General features: G+C 70.2%; 21 protein-coding genes and 1 tRNA gene. 13 read left to right on the top strand and 9 right to left on the bottom strand.

The features are described from left to right. Positions 1-27: 27 nt before the first annotated feature. Together ASF94_RS12115 and ASF94_RS12120 are read right to left on the bottom strand one after the other, a co-directional pair. Positions 28-2,163 carry an acetate--CoA ligase family protein gene (locus ASF94_RS12115; RefSeq protein ID WP_056666406.1) on the bottom strand — a complete coding sequence of 712 codons (2,136 nt, stop codon included), beginning with the start codon at positions 2,161-2,163 and terminating at the stop codon, positions 28-30. Then, positions 2,163-2,975 carry a crotonase/enoyl-CoA hydratase family protein gene (locus tag ASF94_RS12120; RefSeq protein WP_082493216.1) on the bottom strand — a complete coding sequence of 271 codons (813 nt, stop codon included), beginning with the start codon at positions 2,973-2,975 and terminating at the stop codon, positions 2,163-2,165. The genes ASF94_RS12115 and ASF94_RS12120 overlap by 1 nt, the downstream gene beginning before the upstream one ends. Before the next feature lie 312 nt (positions 2,976-3,287). Here ASF94_RS12120 and ASF94_RS12125 point away from each other — a divergent pair, with 312 nt between their 5' ends. From ASF94_RS12125 to ASF94_RS12135, 3 genes are all read left to right on the top strand, one after another. Continuing rightward, positions 3,288-3,614: a hypothetical protein gene (locus ASF94_RS12125; RefSeq protein ID WP_056666409.1), complete on the top strand. Its 327-nt coding sequence runs from the start codon at positions 3,288-3,290 to the stop codon at positions 3,612-3,614. A gap of 215 nt (positions 3,615-3,829) precedes the next feature. Next, positions 3,830-5,740, top strand: coding sequence for a potassium transporter Kup (locus ASF94_RS12130; protein ID WP_056666411.1), 1,911 nt, complete (start codon positions 3,830-3,832; stop codon positions 5,738-5,740). Continuing rightward, the gene (locus tag ASF94_RS12135; RefSeq protein WP_235505346.1) at positions 5,730-6,518 is read left to right on the top strand and encodes a hypothetical protein; all 789 of its coding nucleotides are present in this window, start codon (positions 5,730-5,732) and stop codon (positions 6,516-6,518) included. Before ASF94_RS12130 ends, ASF94_RS12135 begins: the two co-directional genes overlap by 11 nt. Positions 6,519-6,590: 72 nt before the next feature. On the opposite strand, the gene ASF94_RS12140 is transcribed toward ASF94_RS12135, so the two are convergent. From ASF94_RS12140 to ASF94_RS12155, 4 genes are all read right to left on the bottom strand, one after another. After that, a complete protein-coding gene (locus ASF94_RS12140; protein ID WP_056666413.1) occupies positions 6,591-9,209 on the bottom strand; it encodes an EAL domain-containing protein in 2,619 nt (872 codons plus the stop codon). 167 nt (positions 9,210-9,376) lie between these two features. Beyond that, on the bottom strand, positions 9,377-11,992 hold the full coding sequence (locus ASF94_RS12145) for an EAL domain-containing protein (RefSeq protein ID WP_056666415.1): 2,616 nt from the start codon (positions 11,990-11,992) through the stop codon (positions 9,377-9,379). A 158-nt stretch (positions 11,993-12,150) separates the two neighbouring features. Continuing rightward, the gene (locus tag ASF94_RS12150) at positions 12,151-13,218 is read right to left on the bottom strand and encodes a response regulator transcription factor (RefSeq protein WP_056666418.1); all 1,068 of its coding nucleotides are present in this window, start codon (positions 13,216-13,218) and stop codon (positions 12,151-12,153) included. Between the two features lie 19 nt (positions 13,219-13,237). Then, positions 13,238-16,831 carry an ATP-binding protein gene (locus tag ASF94_RS12155; RefSeq protein WP_056666421.1) on the bottom strand — a complete coding sequence of 1,198 codons (3,594 nt, stop codon included), beginning with the start codon at positions 16,829-16,831 and terminating at the stop codon, positions 13,238-13,240. A gap of 249 nt (positions 16,832-17,080) precedes the next feature. Here ASF94_RS12155 and ASF94_RS12160 point away from each other — a divergent pair, with 249 nt between their 5' ends. From ASF94_RS12160 to ureC, 5 genes are read left to right on the top strand one after another with little or no spacing between them, the layout of a single operon-like run. After that, positions 17,081-17,383: an urease subunit gamma gene (locus ASF94_RS12160; protein ID WP_056666424.1), complete on the top strand. Its 303-nt coding sequence runs from the start codon at positions 17,081-17,083 to the stop codon at positions 17,381-17,383. Positions 17,384-17,438: 55 nt separating this feature from the next. Continuing rightward, positions 17,439-18,038 carry a HupE/UreJ family protein gene (locus ASF94_RS12165; protein ID WP_056666427.1) on the top strand — a complete coding sequence of 200 codons (600 nt, stop codon included), beginning with the start codon at positions 17,439-17,441 and terminating at the stop codon, positions 18,036-18,038. Between the two features lie 56 nt (positions 18,039-18,094). After that, positions 18,095-18,412, top strand: a complete 318-nt coding sequence (locus ASF94_RS12170) for an urease subunit beta (RefSeq protein WP_056666432.1) — start codon at positions 18,095-18,097, stop codon at positions 18,410-18,412. Further along, on the top strand, positions 18,409-19,092 hold the full coding sequence (locus ASF94_RS12175; RefSeq protein WP_056666435.1) for a LysE family transporter: 684 nt from the start codon (positions 18,409-18,411) through the stop codon (positions 19,090-19,092). Before ASF94_RS12170 ends, ASF94_RS12175 begins: the two co-directional genes overlap by 4 nt. 19 nt (positions 19,093-19,111) lie before the next feature. Next, complete coding sequence (gene ureC, locus ASF94_RS12180; RefSeq protein WP_056666438.1) at positions 19,112-20,830, top strand: urease subunit alpha; 1,719 nt, start codon at positions 19,112-19,114, stop codon at positions 20,828-20,830. Positions 20,831-20,859: 29 nt separating this feature from the next. On the opposite strand, the gene ASF94_RS12185 is transcribed toward ureC, so the two are convergent. After that, complete coding sequence (locus ASF94_RS12185) at positions 20,860-21,261, bottom strand: type II toxin-antitoxin system death-on-curing family toxin (protein ID WP_056666441.1); 402 nt, start codon at positions 21,259-21,261, stop codon at positions 20,860-20,862. Further along, positions 21,258-21,482, bottom strand: a complete 225-nt coding sequence (locus ASF94_RS12190; protein ID WP_056667224.1) for an AbrB/MazE/SpoVT family DNA-binding domain-containing protein — start codon at positions 21,480-21,482, stop codon at positions 21,258-21,260. The genes ASF94_RS12185 and ASF94_RS12190 overlap by 4 nt, the downstream gene beginning before the upstream one ends. Before the next feature lie 71 nt (positions 21,483-21,553). Here ASF94_RS12190 and ureE point away from each other — a divergent pair, with 71 nt between their 5' ends. The 5 genes from ureE (at position 21,554) to ASF94_RS12215 (ending at position 25,115) form a co-directional block, all read left to right on the top strand. Then, on the top strand, positions 21,554-22,177 hold the full coding sequence (ureE, locus tag ASF94_RS12195; RefSeq protein ID WP_056666444.1) for an urease accessory protein UreE: 624 nt from the start codon (positions 21,554-21,556) through the stop codon (positions 22,175-22,177). Then, entirely contained in the window at positions 22,149-22,898 is a 750-nt protein-coding gene (locus ASF94_RS12200; protein ID WP_056666447.1) for an urease accessory protein UreF, read from the top strand. The genes ureE and ASF94_RS12200 overlap by 29 nt, the downstream gene beginning before the upstream one ends. A 17-nt stretch (positions 22,899-22,915) precedes the next feature. Continuing rightward, positions 22,916-23,590, top strand: a complete 675-nt coding sequence (gene ureG / locus ASF94_RS12205) for an urease accessory protein UreG (RefSeq protein ID WP_056666450.1) — start codon at positions 22,916-22,918, stop codon at positions 23,588-23,590. Positions 23,591-23,645: 55 nt separating this feature from the next. After that, positions 23,646-23,733 (top strand) — tRNA-Ser (locus ASF94_RS12210). A 188-nt stretch (positions 23,734-23,921) separates the two neighbouring features. Continuing rightward, on the top strand, positions 23,922-25,115 hold the full coding sequence (locus ASF94_RS12215; protein WP_056666452.1) for a site-specific integrase: 1,194 nt from the start codon (positions 23,922-23,924) through the stop codon (positions 25,113-25,115). Between the two features lie 151 nt (positions 25,116-25,266). On the opposite strand, the gene ASF94_RS12220 is transcribed toward ASF94_RS12215, so the two are convergent. After that, positions 25,267-25,761, bottom strand: a complete 495-nt coding sequence (locus tag ASF94_RS12220; RefSeq protein ID WP_056666456.1) for a ferritin-like domain-containing protein — start codon at positions 25,759-25,761, stop codon at positions 25,267-25,269. Positions 25,762-25,780: the final 19 nt, after the last annotated feature.

A 25,780-nucleotide genomic window follows, 5' to 3' on the forward strand; every position in this document is an offset into this window, starting at 1 on the left:
TGGCCTGGCTTTTGTCTTCGGCCGATATCAGCGCACCACGACCAGCGCATCGAGCGCCAGCACGCCCCGCCCCTCGCCATAGGCCACCAGCGGGTTGATGTCGATCTCGGTGATGTCGGGCCGCGCCGTCATCAGCGCACCCACCGTGGCCACGGCCTGCGCCACGGCCTGCAGATCGACCGGCGGCGCGCCGCGAAAGCCCTGCAGCAGCTTGGCGCCTTTCAGCGCAAGCAGCCGCGAGACGATGGCGGGCAGCGGCAGGTCGGCGCACATCAGCTGCACGTCGCCCAGCGCCTCGACCCAGATGCCGCCCAGGCCCGCCATGACGACCGGGCCCCACTGCGGATCGCGCACCGCGCCGATCACCAGCTCCACGCCGCGCTCGCCCATGGCCTCGACCAGCACGCCGTCCAGCACCAGGCTGGCGTCGTGGCGGCGGATGTTGTCCAGCAGCTGCTGCCAGCCGGCGCGCAGCGCGGCTTCGTCGGCCAGGTTCAGCAGCACGCCGCCGGCCTCGGTCTTGTGGGCCAGGCGCCCGGCCTGGGCCTTGATGACCACCGGGTAGCCGATGCGGGCCGCCACGGCCACGGCATCACCCGGCGTGGTGGCCAGCGCGCCGGCCGGCGTGGCCAGGCCCGCGGCCCGCAGCAGCTCCTTGCCCTGCCATTCCGGCAGCGTGCCGGACGGCAGTGCGGGCAAGCCCGCCAGCGCCGGCGCTGCGGCCGCATCGGACTTGGCCTGCCATTCCGCCTGCAGCCGGCCGTGCCGGGCGAAGCGGGCCAGCGCGCGCAGGGCGCGTTCGGGCGAGCGCATCAGCACGGTGCCGGAGCGCACGGCCATCTGCTGCACCTCGGCGGGCAGCGGCACGCCCTCGTTCTGCATCACGAAGATGGCCGGCTTGCTGCGCCCCTGCATCCCCTGCAGGAAGGAGTCGAGCCACACGGACGCGAGCTGCGGCGACGGCATGGGCAGCGACACCAGCAGGCTGCCGATGGCCGGGTCCTCCTGCTGCGCGATCACGCCCAGGCCGATCAGGTCGGGGCGGGGATCGACCAGCGTGCCCAGGTCCAGCGGATTGCGCGGCGGCGTGTAGACCGGCAGCTGCTCGCGCAGCGACTCCACCTGCGCGGGCGACATGGGCGGCATGGCCAGTTCCAGCGGCTCCAGGTAGTCGAGCGCGATGCCGCACAGCGCCCCGGACGCGGTGATCAGGCCCAGCCCGCCCACGGGCGGCACCGGGAAGCGCAGCATCAGCTCGCCCAGGTCGCTGGCCTCTTCCAGGCTGTCCACCACCAGCACGCCGGCTCGCTCCACCGCCAGCCGCATGGCGGCGTGGTTGCCGGCCAAAGCCCCGGTGTGCGAGCTGGTGGCCTGCTGCGCGAGTTCGCTGCGGCCGGGGTGCAGCAGCACCACGCGCTTGCCGGCGGCGCGCATGTCGGCCAGCGCCTGCAGCACGGCAGGCACCGAGCGGATCTGTTCGGCATAGATCACCGCCGTGGAGGTGGCCGGATCGCGCGCCAGGAAGCGCAGCACCTCGGCCAGGCCGATCTGCGCCTCGTTGCCGGTCGCCAGCACATAGGAAACGGGCACGCCGCGCGACTGCAGCGCGGCCGACACGTGCACGCCGATGCCGCCGCTTTGCGCCACCACGGCCACGGCCGGGCCGTCCTCCGGCCGCAGGCGGGGCGGCAGCGTGAGCTTGACCATCGAGACGTGGAAGCCGTCGACGTTGTTGAAGAAGCCGATGGTGTTGGGCCCCAAGAGGCGCATGCCGCCGGCCCGGGCGGTGTCGGCGATCTCCTGCTGCCGGGCGCGGCCTTCATCGCCCATCTCGGCAAAGCCGGAGGCGAAGCACACGCCCGCGCGCACGCCGCGCGCCACGCAGGCCTTCACCGTGTCCAGCACCACGTCGGACGGCAGCAGCAGGATGGCCAGGTCCACGCCCTCGGGCAGTTCGGCCACCGAGGTCCGCACGGGCCGGCCCTCGACCACGCCGCCGCTGCGCCCCACCAGGTGCAGGCCGCCGCCATAGCCGGCGGTCATCAGGTTCTGCAGCACCACCATGCCGGCCGAGCCGGGCTTGGTCGAGAGGCCGATGATGGCCACCGAGCGCGGCGCCACCAGGGGTTGCAGGTCATCGGTCAACGTCACTTGCGCGTCCATCAGCGGACTCCTTGGTGGGCTTCGGGGGTGACCTTGCCGGCGCGCTTTTGCAGGAAGGCCTGCATGCGGGCCTTGGCTTCGGCGTCGGACTGGGTGACGGCGGCCATCAGGCCTTCGGTCATGAGGCCGTGCGACATGGGCTGCTCGGCGATCAGCGGCAGCGCATGCATGATGGCGAAGTTCGAGAGCGGCGCATTGCTGGCGATGCGGGCCGCCAGCTCCAGGCCCTTGCGGCGGCCCTCGCCGGGCGCGACCACATGGTGGGCCAGGCCGATCGCCAGGCCTTCGTCCGCCGTGTAGACGTGTCCCGTCAACATCATCTCGGCCACGCGCGACGCGCCGATCAGCTTGGAAACCCGCACCGAGCCCCCGCCGCCCAGGAAGATGCCGCGCTGGCCCTCCGGCAGGCCGAAGTAGGCGCCCTGCTCTGCCACCCGCACATGGGCGACGGAGGCCAGCTCCAGCCCCCCGCCGATCACCGCGCCGTGCATCACGCACACCACGGGGCAGCGGCCGAACTGGATGCGCTCGAACGCCTCGTACCAGCTGCGCGACACCATCAGGCCCTCGGCGGGCGAGGTGTCGGCCAGCTCGCTGAGGTCGAGCCCGGCGCAGAAGTGCTCGCCCGCACCGTCCAGCACCACCGCGCCGGTCGATTCCGGCAGGTGCTCGATGGCGTGGCGCAGCTCGGCGATGACCTGCAGGCTGAGGGCGTTGCGCTTGTGCGGCCGGTTCAGGGTGAGACAGGTGACGGCACCCTCGTGGCGCACCTGGAGGTGGGCGTAGGCCGTGGGACTGGGAGCTTGGGACATGGCAAGACCTGGTGGGGCGAAAGGCTGCAATCCGTCTTCACAGCCAAATGATTAGCTTGGATAACGTTTTGATCGTAGTCGAACGGCTTTTGCCAGGGCCTGGGTGAAACCCTAGGGGCACGCCTGGGGCAGCCGGGCCGTTGCCGCAGCCGGGAACGGCAGCGCAAACGACCGCTCGCAAGCCCGCCGGGTCGCAAGCCCGCCACGTCGCAAGGCGCGGGGCGTCCTACGCCCGGCGGACCTCCTGGCCGACAGGCCGGCGCTGCGCGGGCGGTTCAGATCGCTGGACCATCGTCACCCGAAAGGTCCGCCATGCCCAAAGCCGCCTGGAGCGCCAAGCGCGAACGCCAATACGAGCACATCAAGGACAGCCTGAAGGAGCAGGGGCGCAGCACCAAGACGGCGGAGTCGATCGCGGCGCGCACTGTGAACAAAGAGCGCGCCCAGCACGGCGAGGCCAAAGACCCCAACCCCAAGACCGTGCGCGACACGCCGGCGCCGGTGCGCGGCGGGCAGCGCTCGCACAGCGGCGCGCAGGGCCGCACACGCGAGCAGTTGTATGAAGAAGCGCGCAAGGAGGGCATCGCCGGCCGCTCGAAGATGAACAAGGCCGAGCTGGAAAAAGCCGTCGGGCGCTGAACCTTCTGCCTTTTGCTATGCCTTTCATAGCTGAATGCGCAGGTATATCAAGTGCTGCGGGCCTGAAAGGTTCCTGAAACCGCCGAGAGGGGCGCCGGGGCGTGAGCCGCCCCCTCGCGCACCGTTGCGCGGGTGCATCACGGCGCCGGCACGGTCCGTGACCGGCCGCGGCCGCCGACGCACAATGCGCCGACGTTACTCGGCCTCTCTCCCTCATGACCTCCACTCCGGCGCGTGCGCACGCTCCTGTCCCCGGCCTCGCCGCCCGATCCGCCCTCACCGTGGCCGCGCTCGGCGTGGTCTTCGGCGACATCGGCACCTCGCCGCTCTACGCCTTCAAGGAATGCCTGAACCCGGAACACGGCGTGGCGCTGGACCGGGCCGCCGTGCTCGGCCTGCTGTCCCTGGTGCTCTGGGGGCTGATGCTGGTCGTCACCTTGAAGTACGTGGTGTTCGTGCTGCGCGCCGACCACGACGGCGAAGGCGGCATCCTCGCGCTGCAGGGCCTGGCCGCGCAGGCGCTGGAGCGCGGCGGCGCACGCCCGTGGGCGTGGCGCACCGTCGCCGGGCTGGGGCTGGTGGGCGCGGCCATGTTCTACGGCGACAGCCTGATCACGCCCGCCATCTCGGTGCTGTCGGCCGTCGAAGGGCTGGAAGTCGCCACGCCGGTATTCAAGCCCTATGTGGTGCCGATCACGCTGCTGGTGCTGATCGGGCTTTTCTTCGTGCAGCGCTGGGGCACCGAATCGGTCGGCCGCGTGTTCGGCCCGGTGATGCTGCTCTGGTTCGGCGTGCTGGCGGTGTCCGGCGGGCTGCAGATCGCGCAGAACCCCGAGGTGCTGCAGTCCGTCGACCCACGCTGGGCCCTGCGGTTCCTGGCCACGCACCCGGCCCAGTCCCTCGCGGTGCTGGGCGCGGTGTTCCTCGCGTTCACGGGCGGTGAGGCGCTCTATGCCGACATGGGCCATTTCGGCGCTACGCCGATCCGGCTCGCCTGGCTGTTCATCGCCCTGCCTTCGCTGGTGCTGAACTACTTCGGCCAGGGCGCGCTGGTGCTGGCCAACCCCGCGGCCATCGACAACCCGTTCTTTCGCCTCTTTCCCGCCTGGGCCAGCCTGCCGGTGGTGGTGCTGGCGGCCTGCGCCACGGTCATCGCCTCGCAGGCCGTGATCTCGGGCGCGTTCTCCATGACGGCGCAAGCCATCCGCATGGGCTACCTGCCGCGCATGCGCATCGTGCAGACCTCGGGCGCCGCCATCGGCCAGATCTACCTGCCCACCATGAACTGGCTGCTCATGGCCGGCGTGCTGATGCTGGTGCTGGCTTTCCGCAGTTCGAGCGCGCTGTCGGCGGCCTACGGCATCGCCGTGTCGCTCACCATGCTCACCACCACCCTGCTGGCGGGCGTGGTGGCGCTGCGGCTCTGGCGCTGGAACCCGCTGGCGGTAGGGGTGGGCGTGGGCTGCTTCGCGCTCGTCGACATCACCTTCATCGTCGCCAACACCCTGAAGATCGCCGACGGCGGCTGGCTCACCCTGGCGGTCGCGGCGCTCGTGCTGTTCGTCTTCACCACCTGGGCCCGGGGGCGGCGTACGGCCGAACAGGCCGCCGCGCAGGAGCGCCTGCCGCTCGCGCCCTTCGTCGAGGGCCTGGCGCACGGCATGCCGCATCGGGTGCGGGGCACCGCCGTCTTCATGACCGCCGACGCGGACAGCGTGCCGCACGCGCTGCTGCACAACCTCAAGCACAACCAGGTGCTGCACGAACGCGTGGTGGTGCTGGCCGTGCACACCCGGCCGGTGCCCCGGGTGCCGGCCGACGGCCGCCTGCAGGCCCGCGAGCTGGGCCATGGCGTCTGGTGCGTGACGGCGAGCCACGGCTTCATGGAGCGGCCGGACGTGCCCGAGACGCTGCGGCTGCTGGCCTACCAGAAGGGGCTCCACATCGAGTCGATGTCCACTTCGTACTTCACCTCGCGCGCCTCGCTGGGCGCGGGCCGGCTGGCCGGCCTGGGCCCGCTGCGCAAGGCGGTGTTCGGGTCGCTGCAGCGCAATGCGGCGCGGGCCTCCGATTACTTCCAGCTGCCCGACAACCGCTTGATCGAGATCGGACGCCGTGCCCTCTGACACCCCGCGCCCCCGCCTGCTGCGCCCCACAGCCTGCGCCGCCGTGCCGGCGGCCCTGTGCTTGGCCGCCCTGGCCCTGGCCATGCCGGTCGCCCGCGCCGCCACCGACACGGCGGGCGACGCGCCCGGGCCTTTCAAGCTCACCACGGGCCTCTACCAGGTCGCGGGCGGCGGCCTGCCCGCCGGCCCCGGGGTGGACGTCAACCTGCGCTACAGCCGGGGCGACGACCAGTGGTGGGTGGGCATGTTCCGCTCGCCCGCGCTCGGCTTTTCGCAGCCGCGCGCGGGATGGGACAGCACCCTGGCCCTGGGTGCGTGGCGCATGCTGCCGTCGGTGCAGATCGCCTCGGGCGGCTTCGTCGGCGGCAGCCTGGCCGTGGAGACCGGCACCACCTGGGTGGTGGGCATGGGCCTGGGGCGCACCAACCTGCGCGACTACGCCAACCTGAACTTCGACCCCAACGACGCGTACAGCGTGTACGCCAGCCACCGCTGGCGCAGCGGCGACACCCTGGCGCTCCAGCTGGTGCGCGACAACCGGCAGAACCCCGACCAGCAGAATCTGCACCTGGTGTGGCGCAGTCCGCGGCCGGGCGGCGAGCGGCTCACGATCGACCTGCTGGCCAAGCAGGGCACGGTGGATGGCCGCTTCGCTCGCCGCGCCGGCCTGTCGGTGGGTTACGACATGCCCACCTGGTTCGTGCGCGCCGCGTGGGACCCGCTGGTGAACTTCACGCGGCAGAACATGGTGCGGCTGTCCACCGGGGTGCGTTTCTAGCCCGGCCCGGGTGCCTGTCGCTTCTCCCTGAATCGCTGCAGGTGCTCATCCACGGGGGGCGCCCGCGCCCCGTCATCGCTGGGGCAGCGCCGAATCGCCCGCCACCCCCGCCGCCGTCCACAGCGCCGCCACGCCCTCGGGCGGCAGCGGCGCGCTGAAGTGCAAGCCCTGCACCTCGTCGCAGCGCTGCTGCAGCAGGCAGTCCAGCTGGCCCTGCGTCTCCACGCCCTCGGCCGTGACCGTGAGGCCCAGCGACCGGCCCAGCTGGCTCATGGCCTGCACAATGGCGCGGTCGCTGCCCTGGCTGGGCAGCTGGGCGACGAAGCTGCGGTCGATCTTGATGCCGTCCAGCGGGTACTGGCGCAGATAGGCCAGTGACGAGAAACCGGTGCCGAAGTCGTCGAGGCTGAGGCGCACGCCGAGCTGCTTGAGCGCCGTGAGCGTCTGCAGCACGCCCTGCTCGTGGTCCAGCAGCACGCGTTCGGTGATCTCCAGCTCCAGCCGGCCGGGGGCCAGGCCGCTGGCCTCCAGGGCCTGCGCCACCACCCGGGGCAGGGCCCGGTCGCCGGCACCCGGCCCGTCGCCACCCAGCTGGCCGGGCGACAGGTTCACCGACACGCTGACCGCCGCGGGCCAGCGGGCGGCCTCCTGGCAGGCGGTGTGCAGCACCCACTCGCCCAGCGGGCGGATGAGGCCGGTTTCCTCGGCCAGCGGAATGAATTCCTGCGGCAGCAGCAGACCGCGCTCGGGGTGCTGCCAGCGCACCAGCGCTTCCAGCCCGCGCAGGGCGCCGCCGGGCAAGGCATAGCGCGGCTGGTAGTGCAGGCGCAGCTGGCCATCCGCCAGCGCCGTGCGCAGCTCCCCCTCGATCTGCCGCCGCGCCAAGACGTGGGCATTCATGGCGTCGGTGTAGAGGCGCCAGGTGCTGCGGCCCGCCGCCTTGGCCTCGTACAAGGCAATGTCGCCGCGCCGCAGCAGCTCGTCGGGTGTGCGCGCATGCGCGGGCGCCAGGGACACGCCCACGCTGGTGCCGATGAAGACGACCTGGCCTTCCAGGCAGAAGGGCTCGCACAACGCCGCGATGACGCGGGCGCACAGCGCGTCGAGGTCGAGCGGCGCGGTGGCGGCGCCCGCCGCTTGCGGCAGCGCCAGGATGAATTCGTCTCCACCCACGCGCGCGGCCATGCCGCCCGGCCCGGCCAGCGCGGCCAGGCGCCGCGCGGCCTCTTGCAGCACCTGGTCGCCGACGGCGTGGCCAAGCGCGTCGTTGACCGGCTTGAAGCGGTCGAGGTCGAGGCTGAGCAGTGCCAGCCCGGGCTGCGGCGCCCCGGCGGCCGGCGCCAAGTGCTGCGACAGGAACTGGTCCAGCTGGCGTCGGTTGGGCAGGCCGGTCAGCGCGTCGTGCAGCGACAGGTGGCGCACCTCGGCCTGCGCCTGCCATTCGTCGGTCAGGTCGGTCGCCGTGCCGCGATGGCCCCGGCCGCCCTCGATGGCCCGGGCGGTGATGCGGCAGATGCGCTGCTGGCCGGCGGGGCCGCGGGTCTCGCAGACCAGCGTGGCGGAGCCCTCCATGCCCGACAGCGCGTGCTGCAGCCAGGGCTGCAATGCGCCTTCGTGGGGCCGCAGCAGATCGGCCAGCGGCCGGCCGAGCCAGTCGCTGCGCCGCTGCCCGGTGACCTGCGCGAAGCGGTCGGACAGATAGGTGAGCCGACCCTGCGCATCCACCTCCCACAGCCAGTCGGAAGACGTCTCCGCCATGTCGCGGAAGCGCCGCTCGCTGCCCTGCAGCTCCGCCTGGCTGGTGCGCAGCGCCTGCATCTGCGCTTCGATCTGCCGCCCCGTCGCCAGCACATGGCGCAGCAGCAGGTAGAGCACGCCAGCCAGCAGCAGCACGCTGGCCACGAACAGCGGCAGCGTCTGCCGCAGCAGGCCGCGGCCGGGCCGGGGCGGCTGCCAGTTCAGCTGCGTGGCGGACTCCAGCAGCGGCATGGACTCGTAGCCCGGCAGGGGCTGGCGCGATGCGGTGAGCGGCGGCAGGCCGTAGTTGGCGCTCAGCTGCGCCAGCCGGTCCGGCCGCAGCACGGTGACGAACATCATCACCGAGGGTGGCCCGGGCACGACCGCGATCGATGGGTCCCACCCGGGGGTGATGCTGGCGGCCGCGACGATGGCCGGCGCGCCCGCCACCTCCATCGCGCGCACCACGCTGCCGTCGGCCAGCGCCGGCGCGCGCGCCTGGGCGACCAGGCCGTCCACGTCGCCCTGCAGCCAGTCGGTCAGCGCCGACGCCGAGGGCTGGCCGTCGATGACGCCGTAGACGGTGCGGCCGGCGCCATCGACCACCCAGACGCCGTTGTAGCCGTAAAGATCGAATGGAATGTCGCCCACGTTGCGCTGGTCGTCCGCCCAGGCCTTGTCCACCGTCAGGTGCAGATGGCGGTAGGCCTCGCCCCATTTGCTGTAGTTGATGATGTTGCGGCCGATCTCGCCGCGCTGCTGCTCCAGGCTGTGGGCGATGAAGGTCCGGGAGCGCTGCTGCACGTCGTCATCCTGGCTCAGCGCGTTGGTCACCAGCAGGTAGACCCCCACGCCGATCAGCACCAGCAGGGCCCAGATGGCGGGGAAGAGCCGCAGCAGCAGAGGATGGTTGCGGCGCAGGGTGGACCAGCGCAGCGGCGGTATGTCGTTCATGGAAAAGCCGGCAGCGCCCGGCTTCCGAAGCGGCGGGACGGAGGCGGATTGTCCCAGAAGCCCTCGGCAGGAACGCCCCGGTGGGCATCCGCTATGTTTTTAATAGCAAACAACCCAATGATGAAGGGCGCCCGAGGCCGAAAACGTCTGAAACCAGCCTCCAGGCCTCAGTCCGAGCGCGGCGTGCCCGGCGCCGCCGTGCCGGCCCACAGTGGGGCCAGCTGGTCCGCCGGCAGCGCCGGGCGGAAGGGAAAGCCCTGCACTTCGTCCACGGGCTGGCGCTGCAGGCAGTCCCACTGCGCCTGGCTCTCCACCCCTTCGGCCCGCACTGGCAGGCCGAGCGAGCGGGCGAGCAGGCCCAGCGCCTGCAGGATGGCCTGGCCTTGCGGCCGTTCGGGAAGCCGGGTGACGAAGCCGGGGCCGATCTTCAAGCCGTCCAGCAGCGGGTCGCGCATGCAGGCCAGCGACGCAAAACCGGCGCCGAAGTCGCCCAGCGTCAGGCGCACCCCCAGCCGCTTGAGTTCGGTGAGCGTCTGCAGTGCCTCTGCACCGTGCGCCAGCAGAATGCATTCGTCGATCTCCAGCTCCAGCCGCGCGGCGGGCAGGCCGCTGCCCTCCAGTGCCCGCGCCACGACCGAGGGCAGGTCGTCGGTCGCCACGCCCGGCGCCGCATCGCCGAACTGACCGCCCGCGAGCTTCACCGACACCCGCAGGTCGGCGGGCCAGCCGGCGGCATCGCGACAGGCCGTGTCGATCACCCATGCACCCAGCGCGCGGACCAGGCCGGTCTCGCGCGCCAACGGCATGAAGGCGCCGGGCAGCAGCAGGCCTTTTTCAGGGTGCTGCCAGCGCACCAGCGCCTGCAGGCCGCGCAGCGCCCCGCCCTCCACCGCATGGCAGGGCTGATAGTGCAGGCGCATCTGGCCGCGGCGCTGTGCCAGCCGCAGTTCACGCTCCATCTGCAGGCGTGCCGACACCTGCAGGTCAAGCGCCTGCGTGTAGCAGCGCCAGGTGTTGCGGCCGGCGGCCTTGGCGTCGTAGAGCGCGATGTCGCCCTGGCGCAGCAATTCGTCGGCAGTGCGGGCGTGCAGGGGCGCCAGGGCCACGCCGATGCTGGTGCCGGTCTGCACGGTGTGGTCGCCCAGCTGAAAGGGGCGCGCCAGCGCGGCCACCACCGCAGCGCAGCGGCGGTCCACCTCCTCGGGCGGCAGCGTGCCGGCGAGCACCAGGATGAATTCGTCGCCGCCGAGGCGCGCCGCGAGTTCGCGGGGCCCCACCAGCGCCTGCAGGCGCCGGGCGACCTCCTGCAGCACCTGGTCGCCCAGGGCGTGGCCCAGCGCGTCGTTGATCGGCTTGAAGCGGTCCAGGTCGAGGCAGAGCACCGTGACCGCCGGCTCGCCGCCGGCCGTGGGGTCCAGCCGGGCCGCGAGGAATTCGTGCAGCTGCCGCCGGTTGGCCAGGCCCGTGAGCGCGTCGTGCAGCGACAGGTGGCGCAGCCGCTCCTGCGCCTGCCATTCGTCGGTCAGGTCGGTCGCCGTGCCGCGAAAGCCCAAGCCGCCCTGGATGACGCGCGCGGTGATGCGGCACACGCGCCGCAGGCCGGCGTGGTCGTCGATGTGGCAGAGCAGCGTGCCGCGGCCCGCCCCGCCCTCGCCACCGCCCGGCACCGCCCCGCCCAGCCAGGGCGCCAGCGGCTGGGCGTCCTCGCGCCGCAGCAGGTCGGCCAGCGGACGGCCGAGCCAGGCACTGCGATCCAGTCCGGTGACCTCCGAGAACCGGTCGGAAAGGTAGGTGATGCGCCCTTCGGCGTCGGCTTCCCACAGCCAGTCGGACGAGGTTTCGGCCATGTCCCGGAAGCGCTGCTCGCTGTTCTGCAGGTCGGACCGGCTGCCGTGCAGTGCGAGCAGCTGCGACTCGATCTGCCGGGCCGACACCAGCGCGTTGCGCAGCAGCAGGAAGAGCACCGCCAGCAGCAGCGCAACGCCGCTCGCGAACACCGGCAGCGTGGTGCGCAGCAGTGCACGGCCGGGCTCCGGCGGGTCCCAGTTCAGCAGCAGGGTTGGCGAATCGAGCAAGGGCATCGATTCGTATCCGGGCAGCGCCTGGCCTGAGGGCTGGAGCGCAGGCAGGCCGTACTGCTCGCTGAGCTGCGCGAACCAGGCGGAATCGAGCAGGGTGACGAACATCATCACCGAGGCAGGCCCGGGCACCATCGACACCGTCTCGTCGCGCCCGGTGGTGATGGATGCCGCAGCCACGATCGCGGGCACCCCGCCCACCTGGAGGATCCGCACCACGCTGCCGTCCTGCACCTCAGGCGCCCGTGCCGCGTCGAGCAGGCCGGCGACGTCGCCCTGCAGCCAGTCGGCAAGCTGCACGGCGCTGCGCTGGCCGTCGAGCACGCCATACACCGTGCGCCCGGCCGCATCGACCACCCACACCCCGTTGTAGCCGTACAGCTTGAACGGCCCGACCCCGACGTTGTTGCGTTCATAGGCCCAGTGCGTGTCCACCGTGCGGTGCAGGTGCAAATAGGCCTCGCCCCACTTGCTGTAATCGATGATGTTGCGCCCGGCCTCGTTGCGCTGCTGCTCCAGGCTGCGGGCGATGAACACCCGGGAGCGCTGCAGCACGTCGGCGTCCTGGCTGAGCGCGTTGACGATGAGCAGATAGGCGCCCAGCCCGATCACCACCAGCAGCACCAGGATGCAAGGAAACAGGCTGCGCCGCAGCAGGCTGCCGCGCCGGACCAGCGCCCGGGGTGGAAATGCGGGATCGTTCATGACAATGCGAAGGCAGCGGGGGCCGGAGACATTCGTCCTGGAGCCACGCCGCTGCGGGTGGGGCCGCAATTGTCACAGAATGTGTATAGCCCTATGGGCCGCTGCCCCTCCCCCCGGCTGCCCCGCGCAAGCCGGTGCCCCCTCCCCCCGCCCTGGCGTCAGCCCTCGAATTGCGGATGCGTCTGCCGGATGCGCGCCATGGCGATGCCGGCGGCTGCCGTGCGTGTTTCCACCCCCAGCTTCACGTACACGCGCTCCAGATGCTTCTTCACCGTGGCCGGGCTGGAACCCAGGATGTCGCCGATGTCGCGGTTGGTCTTGCCCTTGAGCAGCCAGTAGAGCACCTCGGCCTCCCGCGCGGTCAGTTTGAAGCCCAGGGCCAGCGCCTCGATCACGGCCGCATCGGACACCTCGCGCATGACGATCAGCCAGTCGCCGCCGCCCTCGCTGTCGCCGGTCTGCTGGTGCAGGCTGAACGACAGGCGCCGCGCGCCGCGCTCGACCACGAAGCGCGGCGGCTCGATCTGCTGCGCCGAAAACCCCGCGACCTGCGGCAGCAGCGCGCGCAGCCAGTCGGCCACCGGCGGGGGCACGGAACCGGCCGGGGCCGGGGCGATCCCACCCGCCGCATCGGACGGCGGCTGCGCGGACTCCTGGGGCGGGAAGTAGTCGCGCAGCAGCGTGCGCGCGAGCGCCGTCTGCCACATCAGCCGTCCGTCGCTGGCGCGCACGGTGATGCTGGCATAGCCGAAGGCGTCGAGCGCATTGCGCGCCTGGCCGGCCTGCCGCACCTCCTGCCGGGCACGGCGCGCGCCCTGCAGGTGCACGTTCATGCGCGCCAGCACCTCGCGCGGCTTGATGGGCTTGGTGACATAGTCCACGCCGCCGGCGGCCAGCGCGGCTTCCAGGTGCTCGGTCTCGGTGAGGCCGGTCATGAAGATGATGGGGATGTGCGCGGTGGCGGGCTGGGACTTCAATCGCCGGGCGACCTCGAAGCCGTCCATGCCCGGCATCATCGCGTCGAGCAGCACCACGTCCGGCAGCGCCTGGGCGGCGCGTGACAGCGCCGTCTCGCCGCTGGTGGCCACCAGGACGGTGAAGCCGGACTCGTCGAGCGCGTCGTGCAGCATCGCCAGGTTGTCGGGCACGTCGTCCACGATCAGCACCAGGTCGGACTGGGCGCGGTCCATCACGGTGGTGGGTACGCTAGGGGCGGCGGAGTGCATGGGTTGTCTCGGAACGTGTTCAGGGTGGGCCGCCGGGGGCCGGGGCAGAGGGCGGCACGGCGGGCGGGACCATCCGGCCCAGGCCGTCGAAGTCGAATTGCCGCGCCAGCGCGCGCGCCTGGGCGACCCAGCCCGCGCATTCGGGCTGCGCGGCCTCGATGGCGGCCAGCTGGTTCAGCACGCCCCGGTAGTAGCCCAGCGCCACGGCCTCGGCCAGCGGGGCGGCGAGGGCCGCGCCCGGCAGCACGAGGGGGGCTGCGGTATCCGGAGCCACGCCAGCGTCGGCAGCGGCCCGTGCGCCGCCGGGCAGGGGCGTGGTGGCCTCAGGGCCGGCCTCCAGCCACTGCAGCGCCAGCCGCCGCTCCAGCCAGTCGAGCAGTTCGCTGTGGCGCACCGGCTTGACGATGAAGTCCTCGGGCCGGATGCCGACGTCGTTCTCCAGCCCCTTGTCGAAGGCATTGGCGGAGACCACGGCGACCTGCGCGTCCACATGGCCGAACGCGCGCAGGCGGCGGATGGTCTCCCAGCCGTCGATGCCCGGCATGGCGAGGTCCATGAACACCACGTCGGGCCGGTAGCCGGCGGCCAGCAGGTCGAGCGCGTCGTGCCCGCTGGCGGCAGTGCGCAGCTCGAAGCCCAGGGGTGCGAGCAGCTGCACCAGCAGCTCCCGGTCGGGCTCTTCGTTGTCCACCACCAGCAGCCGGCGGCGCGGGCCGGCATAGCCGCGCCGCACGGGGCGGAGGCCGGCGCTGGGCAGGTCGGCCGCACCCAGGGCGCCCGGGTGCACTTCGGGCAGGAAGAGCCGGATGCGGAACAGCGCGCCTGCGCCCGGCTGGCTGACGACGGTCATCTCGCCGCCCATCAGCTCGGTCAGCATCTTGGCGATGGTCAGGCCCAGGCCGGCGCCGGGCGCCGCGCCCTGGCTGCTGGCCGCGCCGCGCTCGAAGGGCTCGAAGATGCTGGCGCGCTCGGCCTCGGTCAGGCCCGGGCCGCTGTCCTCGATCTCGATCAGCGCCAGTTCACGCGCGTGCCGCACGCCCAGCCGCACGTGGCCGGCGGCCGTGAACTTGATGGCGTTGCCGATCAGGTTGATGAGGATCTGCCGCACGCGCTTGTCGTCGCCGCGCACCACTTCGGGCAGCACGCCGCGCGGGTCGAAGCGGAACTGCAGGCCCTTGGCGCGCGCCTGCGGCTCGAACATCTCCACCATCTCGTGCATGCAGTCGGCAAAGCGCATGGGCCGCACCTGCAGCGTGAGCTTGCCGCTTTCGATCCGGGCGATGTCCAGCGTGCCTTCGATCAGCGTCAGCAAGTGCTCGCCGCCGCGCCGGATCACTCCCACCGCCTGCTGGCGGTGGGGCGGCACGGTGGTGTCCTCGCCCATCAGCTGCGCATAGCCCAGGATGCTGTTGAGCGGCGTGCGCAGCTCGTGGCTGATGGCGCTGATGTAGCGGCTCTTGGCCTGGTTGGCCTGGTCGGCCAGGCGCCGGGCCTGCTCGGCCTCTTCCCGCGCTTCCTCGGCCACGCCGCGTGCGTGCTCCGCCGTGCGGCGGGCTTCCTGCAGGGCTTCGTCGGTGCGGCGGTGCAGGGTGATCTCGCGCTGCAGCAGGTGGGTCTGGCGGTTCGATTCCTCCTGCGCCACCTTGCGGCTGGTGTGCGCTAGCACCAGCCACCAGGCGACGATGCCGGAGATGACGAGCAGCGCGACGTAGGCCTTCAGCAGCCCCGACCGCAGGGCCGTCCCCGGGGCGCCGGTGGTGCCGAGGGCCTGCAGCTCCTGGTGATAGAACAGCCCGAACACGGCGGCCAGCAGCGGCGCAATGACCAGCATCAGCAGCAGGAAGTGGCCCAGGCCCGTGTCCAGCAGCCGCCAGGCGCGGCGCGGCAGCAGCCAGCGCAGGGCGGCGCTCCACTGCACCGCCAGGTGCGCGTGCGGCTTGCACATGTCGCCGCAGCGCGCGTCCAGCGTGCAGCACAGCGAGCAGATGGCGCCCTGGTAGGCGGGGCACTGCGCCATGTCGGGGGCCTCGTATTCGCGTTCGCACACCACGCAGCGCTGCAGCGCCGTGGCCCGGCCGGCGGGCGGCACGGCCTGCGCGGGCCGCGCCAGGTAGTAGCGCCCGCGCGTGGCCCAGGCGATGAGCGGCGCGGCGACGAAGGCCGTCACCATGGCGATGACGGCGGAGAACGCCTGGGCCAGCGGCCCGAACAGCCCCAGGTGCGCGCTGATGGAGACCGCCGAGGCCAGCGCCATGGCGCCGACGCCCACCGGATTCACGTCGTAGAGATGGGCGCGCTTGAATTCGATGCCTCGGGGCGACAGGCCCAGCGGCTTGTTGACCACGAGGTCGGCCACCACCGCCATCATCCAGGCGATGGCGATGTTGGAGTAAAGGCCCAGCACCTGCCCGAGGGCGGTGAAGACGTTCATCTCCATCAGCATGAAGGCGATCAGCGTGTTGAACACCACCCACACCACGCGGCCGGGGTGGCTGTGCGTCAGGCGCGAGAAGAAGTTGCTCCACGCGAGCGAGCCGGCATACGCGTTCGTGACGTTGATCTTGATCTGCGACACCACTACGAAGAGCGCCGTGGCCGCCACCGCCCAGCCGTAGTGCGGGAACACGTATTCATATGCCGCCAGGTACATCTGGTTGGGGTCCACCGCCCGCTCCACCGGCACCATGTGCGTGATGGCGAGGTAGGCCAGCAGCGCCCCGCCGAGCATCTTGCCCACGCCCAGCACGACCCAGCCCGGCCCGCCCGCCAGCACCCCCAGCCACCAGCGGGCGCGCCGCTGCGGCGCCTGCGCCGGCATGAAGCGCAGGTAGTCGGCCTGCTCCCCCATCTGGGTGATGAGGGCGATGCCGACCGTGAGCGCTGCACCAAACAGGGGCAGGCTGAAGACCGCGCCTGCGCCCGATTCCCCGCCGTAGTGCAGCACGCCGTGGAACGCACCAGGTTCGCGCATCCACACGAACACGAAAGGCACCACCAGCATCACCAGCCACAGCGGCTGCGTCCACATCTGCAGTCGGCTGATGACCGAGACGCCGTGGGTCACGAGAGGAATCACCACCAGCGCGCAGATCAGATAACCCCAGCGCGGCGGAATGTCGAGCGCCAGCTCCAGCGCGTAGGCCATCACGGCAGCCTCCAGCGCGAAGAAGATGAAGGTGAAGGTGGCGTAGATCAGCGAAGTGATGGTGGAGCCGATGTAGCCGAAGCCGGCTCCGCGCGTGAGCAGGTCCATGTCCACGCCGTACCGCGCGGCATACACGCTGATCGGCCAGCCGGCCAGGAAGATGATCAGCCCCGTGGCCAGGATGGCCCAGAAGGCGTTGGCCCAGCCGTACTGCACCAGCAGGGTGGCGCCGACGGCCTCCAGCACCAGGAACGAGGCGGCGCCGAACGCGGTGTGGGCCACCCGCCACTCCGACCAGCGGCGAAAGCGCTGCGGCGTGAAGCGCAGGGCGTAGTCCTCCATGGTCTCGGTGGCGACCCAGCTGTTGTAGTCCCGGCGCACCTTCACCACCTGCTGGGGCACGGGATCCAGGGGTGCGGCGGCAGCGGTGGGTGCAGGCGAGGGAGTGGGCGGGGCGGAGGCGGACATGAGGGCACGGGGCGGGGTGCAGGTTCCATGCCACGGCCGGCACCAGCGCAGGCACCAGCGCCGGCACAGGCAGGGGTGCAGGCACGGGCGGCGTGCGGGGCGCACCGGGCCTGCGCCCTTCGGCGTATGGACAGGCACGGCGCTTGCTGACTACGATCCGCCCGACGATCCCCGACTGCGCGCGGCCTTCGCGGCGCGCTCCCGATTTCCCCCCATCCCTCCTCCCTCTCTCCGCCCCGCAGCCGCGCCATGGAACTCACCCCCCGCGAAAAAGACAAGCTCCTGATCTTCACCGCCGCGCTGCTGGCGGAGCGGCGACGCGCGCGGGGCCTGAAGCTGAACTACCCCGAGGCCATGGCGCTCATCAGCGCCGCGGTGATGGAGGGCGCGCGCGACGGCAAGACCGTGGCGCAGCTGATGAGCGAGGGCCGCACGGTACTGACCCGCGACGAGGTGATGGAAGGCGTGCCCGAGATGATCCCGGACATCCAGGTGGAGGCCACCTTTCCCGACGGCACCAAGCTCGTCACCGTGCATCAGCCGATCGTCTGACCCCAATTTCAAGCCTTTTTGGCCTCAAGCGCCCCTATCCACTGGACCATATGCTATGAAAAAAAAAGCAAAAAACCTGATCGTTCTGGGCGCCCTGGGCCTGTTGCCCGCTCTGGCGCTGGCGCATCCCGGCCATGGCGCGGAAGACGCGCTGCATGCGGGCGCCGGTTTCCTGGACGGCTTCATCCACCCGTTCACGGGGCTGGATCACCTGGCTGCCATGCTGGCCGTGGGCGTGTGGAGCGCCCTGGCCGTGCGCCCCGTCTGGCTCGCTCCCGCCGCCTTCGTGGCGCTGCTAACGGCCGGGGCGGCCGCAGGCTTTGTCGGCGTGGCCGTGCCGGCCGTGGAGCCCATGATCGCAGCCTCGCTGCTGGTGCTGGGACTGCTGGTGGCATGGCGCCGCCACCTGCCGCTGGCGCTGGCCGCCGGGCTGACGGGCGTGTTCGCCTTCTTCCACGGCGCGGCCCATGGCGCGGAGCTGGCGGGTGGCAGCCAGTGGCTGGCCCTGGCCGGCATGGTGATCGCCACCGCACTGCTGCACGCAGCCGGCGTGGTGCTGGGCCGCATGGTCATGGCGCGGCACCGCTGGCTGGCCGTGGCGGGCGGCGCGGGTATGGCCCTGCTGGGCGCAGCGATGCTGGCCCGGCTGGCCTGAACGCGGCCTCGCGCCACCCACTCCCCCCCCCACTCCACTCCATCGATCGCTATCCCATGGTCCCTGGTGAACTCCTCATCGACGAGGGCGAGCACGCCCTCAACCCCGGCCGGCGCACGCTCGGCCTGGTGGTGCGCAACACCTCCGACCGGCCCATCCAGGTCGGCTCGCACTACCACTTCGCCGAAACCAACGCCGCGCTGGAATTCGACCGCGCCGCCGCCCACGGCATGCGGCTGAACATCGGCAGTGGCCTGGCCGTGCGCTTCGAGCCCGGCCAGCAGCGCACCGTCGAATTGGTGGACTACGCCGGCAGCCGCGTGGTGCATGGCTTCCGCGGGCTGACCCAAGGCCCGCTGGACGCATCCGCATGACGGGGCTGTTCGCCGCCGCCTTCCTGCTGGGCCTGGTGTTCAACGCCGCGCCCGGCGCGGTGTTCGCCGAGACCGTGCGCCAGGGCGTGCGCGGCGGCTTCCGGCCGGCGCTGGCCGTGCAGGTGGGCTCGCTGGTGGGCGACGCCACCTGGGCCGTGCTGGGCCTGGCCGGCATCGGCATGGCGATGCAGATCGAAGCACTGCGCTGGCCGGTGGGCCTGGCAGGTGCCGCCTACCTGGCCTGGCTGTCGTGGGACAGCTGGCGCGCGGCCCGCGTGGAGCATGCGCTGGACGCCGCCGCGCCCGCGCAGGCCGGCCGGCAGGCGCTGCAGAGCGGCATGGTGCTGTCGCTGACCAATCCGCAGAACCTGGCCTACTGGGCCGCCATGGGCAGCGCCTTGGGCGCAGTGGGCGTGACGCACCCCACCGCCGGCGACTACGGCATTTTCTTTGCGGGCTTCATGGCCTCCTCCGTCCTGTGGTGCTTTGTCTGCGCCGCCGTGGTGGACCGGCTCTTCCGCCGCGCCGGGGCACGCTGGGCGCGCTTCACCTACCGGCTCTGCGCCGCCGTGCTGCTGGCCCTGGCGCTGGGCACGCTGCGCGACCTGCTGCAGGGCGCGCCCGCCACGTCACCGTCTGCCCCCGCAGCCGCCCCCGCCACGCTGGCGCTACCCCGCTGAACCGAACGTACGACACACCATGGCCACCCTTTCCAAACGCGCCTACGCCGAGATGTTCGGCCCCACTGTCGGCGACCGCGTGCGCCTGGCCGACACCGGCCTCATCGCCGAGGTGGAGCAGGACTACACCCTGCGCGCCGGCGGCTATGGCGAAGAAGTGAAGTTCGGCGGCGGCAAGACCATCCGCGACGGAATGGCGCAGAGCCAGCGCACTCGTAACCAGGGTGCCATGGACACGGTGCTGACCAACGCCCTCGTCATCGACCACTGGGGCATCGTCAAGGCCGACATCGGCCTGAAGGACGGCCGCATCGCCGCGATCGGCAAGGCCGGCAACCCCGACACGCAACCCGGCGTGGACATCGTCATCGGCCCGGGCACCGAGATCATCAGCTGCGAAGGCCTGATCGTCACCGCCGGCGGCATCGACAGCCACATCCACTTCATCTGCCCGCAGCAGATCGAGGAAGCCCTGGCCTCCGGCATCACCACCATGCTGGGCGGCGGCACGGGCCCGGCCACCGGCACGCTGGCCACCACCTGCACCTCCGGGCCCTGGAACATCGAACGCATGCTGCAGGCGGCCGACGCCTTCCCCATGAACCTGGCCTTCCTGGGCAAGGGCAACGCCAGCCAGCCACAGGCGCTGCGTGAGCAGATCGATGCCGGCGTGGTCGGCCTGAAGCTGCACGAGGACTGGGGCAGCACGCCCGCCGCCATCAGCAACTGCCTGGACGTGGCGGACGAGACCGACACCCAGGTCGCCATCCACTCCGACACGCTCAACGAAAGCGGCTTCGTCGAGAACACCATCGCCGCCGTGGGCGGGCGCGGCATCTGCGCCTTCCACACCGAAGGCGCGGGCGGCGGCCATGCGCCCGACATCCTGCGCGTGGTGGGCGAGGACAACTTCCTGCCCTCCTCCACCAACCCCACCATGCCCTACACGGTGAACACGCTGGACGAGCATGTGGACATGCTGATGGTGTGCCACCACCTCGATGCGTCCATCGCCGAAGACCTGGCCTTCGCCGAAAGCCGCATCCGCCGCGAGACCATCGCCGCCGAAGACGTGCTGCACGACCTGGGCGCCATCAGCATGATGAGCAGCGACAGCCAGGCCATGGGCCGCGTGGGCGAGGTCATCCTGCGCACCTGGCAGACAGCGCACAAGATGAAGGCCCAGCGCGGCGCGCTGCCCGGCGACGGCGAGCGCAACGACAACACGCGCATCAGGCGCTACGTGGCCAAGTACACGATCAACCCCGCCATCGCCCATGGCATCAGCCACGAGGTGGGCAGCATCGAGGTGGGCAAGTGGGCCGACATCGTGCTGTGGAAGCCGGCCTTCTTCGGCGTCAAGCCGGCGATGATTCTCAAGGGCGGCTTCATCGCGATGGCCGCCATGGGCGACCCGAATGCCTCCATCCCCACGCCCCAGCCCGTGCACTACCGGCCCATGTTCGGCGCCTTCGGCGGCGCCCTGGCCCGCACGTCGCTCACCTTCGTGTCGCAGGCGGGCCTTGCCAGCGGCATCCGCGAACGCTTCGGCCTGGCCAAGCAGTTGTCGGCGGTGAAGAACATCCGCGGCGTGCGCAAGCAGCACATGGTGCACAACAGCTATACGCCGCGCATGGAAGTCGATGCCCAGACCTACACCGTGCGCGCCGACGGCCAGCTGCTGACCTGCGAGCCAGCCACCGTGCTGCCGATGGCGCAGCGGTACTTTCTTTTCTGAGACGGCCGGGCGCGATGGCCTTCGGCTCGTCAGCCGCGCGGTTGCGCGTGGGCGCGGATCCAGTCGGCGAAAGCGGGTTCTTCGAGGGCGCCGGAGGCGACGGCCAGCATGGTCATCACGCAGTCCGCGTCACTCGCATCCAGCGTCCAGCCATTCAGCGCCAAGAACAGCTCGACCGCCACGAAAGCCGTTCGCTTGTTGCCGTCGACGAATGGGTGATTGCGGGCCAGACCGTAGCCATAACTGGCAGCCAAGGCCGCAGCGTCAGGACGGCCATAGTGCGCCAGTTGCCGAGGACGGGCGAGGGCAGACTCCAGCAAACCCTCGTCGCGCGTGCCCGTCCCGCCGCCGTGTTCTTCCAACTGCTCTTCGTGCACGGCCACGATGACGGCCTGGGCGAGCCACACCCAGGTGTCGTTGACGGCGCTCACTTGGCCAGCTCGCGCAGTACGTTGCGCCGGCGCTTCATGATGGCGCGTGCGGCAGCCATCTGCTCGCTGAACTCCGGGTCATACGGACGCAAGGTAATGCCGTCTTCCACTTCGGTCACGAACAGCGAATCGCCTTTCTCCACCTTGAGCCGCGCCAGCACCTCCTTGGGCAGGATCACGCCGACGGAATTGCCGATCTGGGTCAGTTTGAGTGCGGACATGGCGAACACCTCGCTTCGAATCAAGTTATAACGAACGTTATTATTCAACTTTTCCCGTGACACCGCTAGCCATGCTTCACATCAGCAAATGCATTCCCCAGGGACAGGGCCTGGCGCCGGTCCTGCTCAAGCGCGCAGCGACGCTGGAACTGGACTGGGACACGCGCCAGAAAAGCCGGTTCGCGGCCACCGACTCCACCGGCCGCGCACTCGGCATCTTCCTGCCGCGCGGCACGGTGGTGCGGGGCGGCGATGTACTGGTGGCGGAGGACGGATCGCTGGTGCGCGTGGTCGCCGCGCCCCAGGCAGTGCTGCGCATCACGCACTGCAGCGAGCACGGCACGCCGTTCGATCTGACACGCGCCGCCTACCACCTGGGCAACCGCCACGTGCCGATCGAACTCACGCCCGCCCATCTGCAGATAGAGCCCGACCACGTACTGGCCGACATGCTGCGCGCCATGCACCTCACGGTGGTGGCGACGCAGGCGCCGTTCGAACCGGAAGGCGGTGCCTACACGGGCGGCGGACACCACCACCATGGTCACAGCCACGATCACGATCACGGCCACAGCCACGGTCATGACCATGGGGAAGCACACGCGCATGCCGCCGGGCACAGCCACGCGCCCGGCCACGACAGCCATGCGCACGCCGACTGCGGGCATGACCACGGCCATCACCACCATCGCTGAGCTGTCCGTGTCTCCTGGCGCATCCGAATCCCCCCTGCCGCCCGCCAGCCTGCTGCAGCTGATCTGGCTGGCATCGCCCGCCCTGCCGGTGGGCGGTTTCTCCTATTCGGAAGGGCTGGAAGTGGCCGTCGATCGGGCGGGTGTTGCTACGGAAGCTGCAGCATCCGACTGGCTGGTCGCCCAACTGCAGCTGACCCAGGAACGCGGCGACATGGCCGTGCTGCAACAGGCGCTGGCGGCCTGGCGGTCTGCCGACCACACCCGTGTTCGCGCCCTCAACGACTGGGTGCTGCACACCCGCGAGACCAGCGAAATGCGCCTGCAGACCGAGCAGATGGGCCGCTCGTTCGCCGACTGGCTGCGCAACCAGCATGCAAACGACCCCGCGGTTCTACGCGACGTAGCGCTGTTGGCAGCCCTGCCGCCCACCTATCCGATCGCCTTCGCCCTGGCCGCCAGCACCCTGGAGGCCAGCCCCCGCGACGTGCTGCTGGCCTACACCTTCGGCTGGGCCGAGAACATGGTGCAGGCCGCCATCAAGGCGGTGCCGCTGGGCCAGAGCGCGGGCCAGCGCATCCTGGCCCGGCTGGCCGCCGCCATTCCCGCTGCCGTGAACCAGGCCCTCGACACGGGCGACGCCGACCGGCAAGCCTTTTCACCGATGCTCGCCATCCTGTCGGCGCAGCACGAAACCCAGTATTCCCGCCTCTTCCGCTCCTGACATTCCGAGCCCGTCGCATGAACACACCTGCCACCGCCACCACAACCTCCGCCCTGCACCACATTCCCAACCGCACCAAACCCCTGCCCCCGCTGCGCGTGGGCATCGGCGGCCCGGTCGGCTCCGGCAAGACCACCATCCTGGAGATGCTGTGCAAGGCCATGCGCGACCAGTACGACCTGGTCGCCATCACCAACGACATCTACACCAAGGAAGACCAGCGCCTGCTCACGGTGAGCGGCGCGCTGCCCGCCGAACGCATCATGGGCGTGGAAACCGGCGGCTGCCCCCACACCGCCATCCGCGAGGACTGCTCCATCAACCTGGAGGCCATCGACCGCATGCTGGTGCAGTTCCCGAACGCGGACATCGTCTTCGTCGAAAGCGGCGGCGACAACCTGGCCGCCACCTTCAGCCCCGAACTGAGCGACCTCACCATCTACGTGATCGACGTCGCCGCCGGGGAGAAGATCCCGCGCAAGGGCGGCCCCGGCATCACCAAGAGCGACCTCTTCGTCATCAACAAGACCGACCTGGCGCCCCACGTCGGCGCGAACCTGGAGGTGATGGAAGCCGATACCCGCCGCATGCGCGGCAGCAAGCCTTTCGTGATGACGAACCTGAAAACGCTGCAGGGGCTGGACGAGGTCATCGGCTTCCTGGAGCAGAAGGGCCTGCTGCGCGCGCAGTAATGCGCCGTGCACGGGAGGCACCGGCCACACGGCTAGAATGCGGCCTCTGCTTTCCGGAGACTTGGGTGAGCGGTTTAAACCAGCAGTCTTGAAAACTGCCGACGGGCAACCGTCCGTGAGTTCGAATCTCACAGTCTCCGCCAGATGACCAAAAACCAGCGCCCCATGAGGGCGCTTTTTTTCGTCCATGCTACAGCATTGACCCTTATAGATCATCGTGTTACGCTGCGTTTGCTGTTGTTATATACAGCATTCAATCAGCGGCCCATCAGCAGCTGCCCATCCTCAATTCAGACTCTTTTGGCCTACTTGATGGCCTACAAATTTAGATATGCCCAAGCGCATTCTTGAGATGACCGCCCTTGAGGTGTCCCGCCTTCGGGTCGAGGGCTCGCACGCGGTGGGTGGGGCGACCGGCCTGAATCTGCGCATTGAAGGCGGCACGCGCATGTGGGTCCTTCGGTACGTGTTTCGCGGGGCGCGCCGCCGCATGAGCTTGGGCAGTTATCCACGCGTGTCGCTATCGGCCGCCCGCGAAGCCGCGCGCAGCGCCATCGGACTTCGTGATGCTGGCACCGACCCACTGGCAGCGCGCGCCGCCGCCCGTGAGGCTGCGCGGCTGGCGGATGCTCAGAAACTGGAGTTCGACAAAGCGGCCGAAGCATTCATCCAGGAGCATGAGACGACTTGGCGCAGCACCAAGCACGCGCAGCAGTGGCGCAACACGCTTGCCACCTACGTGTCGCCCAAGTTCGGGAGCGTGCCTGTCTCAGAGATCGATCAATCCATGGTGCTTCGCGCACTGTCACCAATCTGGAAGACAAAGACTGAAACAGCCACACGCCTGCGCGGGCGCATCGAACAGATCCTCGATTGGGCCACCGCGCATGGTCATCGCTCGGGCACGAACCCGGCACGGTGGCGCGGGCAGCTGGAACACATCCTGGCCGACCCGAACAAGGTAGCGCCGGTGAAGCATCACGCCGCGGTGCCCTTTGCCCAGCTGCCGACCGTCTATCTGTTGCTGTCCACGCTCGATGGGCAGAGCGCGCGGGCACTCCGTTTCTTGATCCTGACCGCCGCCCGGTCTGGTGAGGTGCGCGGCATGGTGTGGGACGAGGTGGACTTAGACGCGGCGCTGTGGACAGTACCAGCCGAGCGGATGAAGGCGAAGAAAGAGCATCGCGTACCGCTCTCTCGACAAGCCGTCGCGCTGTTGAAAGCACAGCCGCGCCATGCGCTCGTGTCGCACGTCTTCCCTTCCAACCGCGCGGGCGCGCTCTCCGACATGGCGCTGACCACGCTCATGCGGCGCCATAGGCTGGACGCCGTGCCGCATGGCTTCCGCTCGACGTTCAGGGATTGGGCTGGAGAAACGACAAACCACCCACGCGATGCGGTGGAGCTGTGCCTGGCACACACCATCGACACGAAGACCGAGGCGGCCTATCGACGCGCCGACATGCTCGAGAAACGTGCGGTCATCATGCAAGAGTGGGCCTATTTCGCAGCGCCCGTCCGGTAGGCCGGCCGCCGCATCCGCCTGTGCCCGCGCCAGCGGCAACTCTTCCAGCCTCCTGGTTTACCGCGGCGTCCGTAGCTACTGCCGCATCGCCCGTTCGTGCTTACTGCCCGCTCTGCCGGTTGCGCCGAGATGCAGCGTGCCCGCCAATCGATTAATCAGCTTGAGCGTTTTCGATAGCTGCCGCTTGGCCAAGCAAGCCGAGCTTTTCATCGGTGGCTTTTTCTTCAGCCAAGGAGGCTTCCAGCAATGGCAACGCCGCGGTATAGCCGAGTTTGGATGCAAGCGTGATTAGCGTTGTGTAGCTCGCGATCTCGTAATGCTCGACCTTTTGGGCTGCCCCGATCAAGGCAACATCTAGGACAGGTCCTTTTTCGATGCCGTCGATAAGGTCCTTGCCTTCTTCAACCAAGCCCTCCATGGCTGCGCATTTGATCCGCTTCAGCTTTAGACCCAGCAGCTCAACCACTTGGTCGATTCTTTCTACTTGGGCACGCGTTTCTTCCAAGTGGTCCAAGAAGGCTTGAGCAAGCTCAATGTCGTTTGCCGCCCGAGCCATACGCGGAAGAGACTTGGTCATCTGTTTTTCTGCGCTGTATGTGTCAGAAAGCTCATGAAGTAAAAGGTCAGCAACGGTCTTAATAGCCATGGTCACTCCAGTCGTTATG

The sequence above is a fragment of the Acidovorax sp. Leaf160 genome (genome assembly GCF_001424265.1).
GTDB lineage: Bacteria > Pseudomonadota > Gammaproteobacteria > Burkholderiales > Burkholderiaceae_C > Paracidovorax.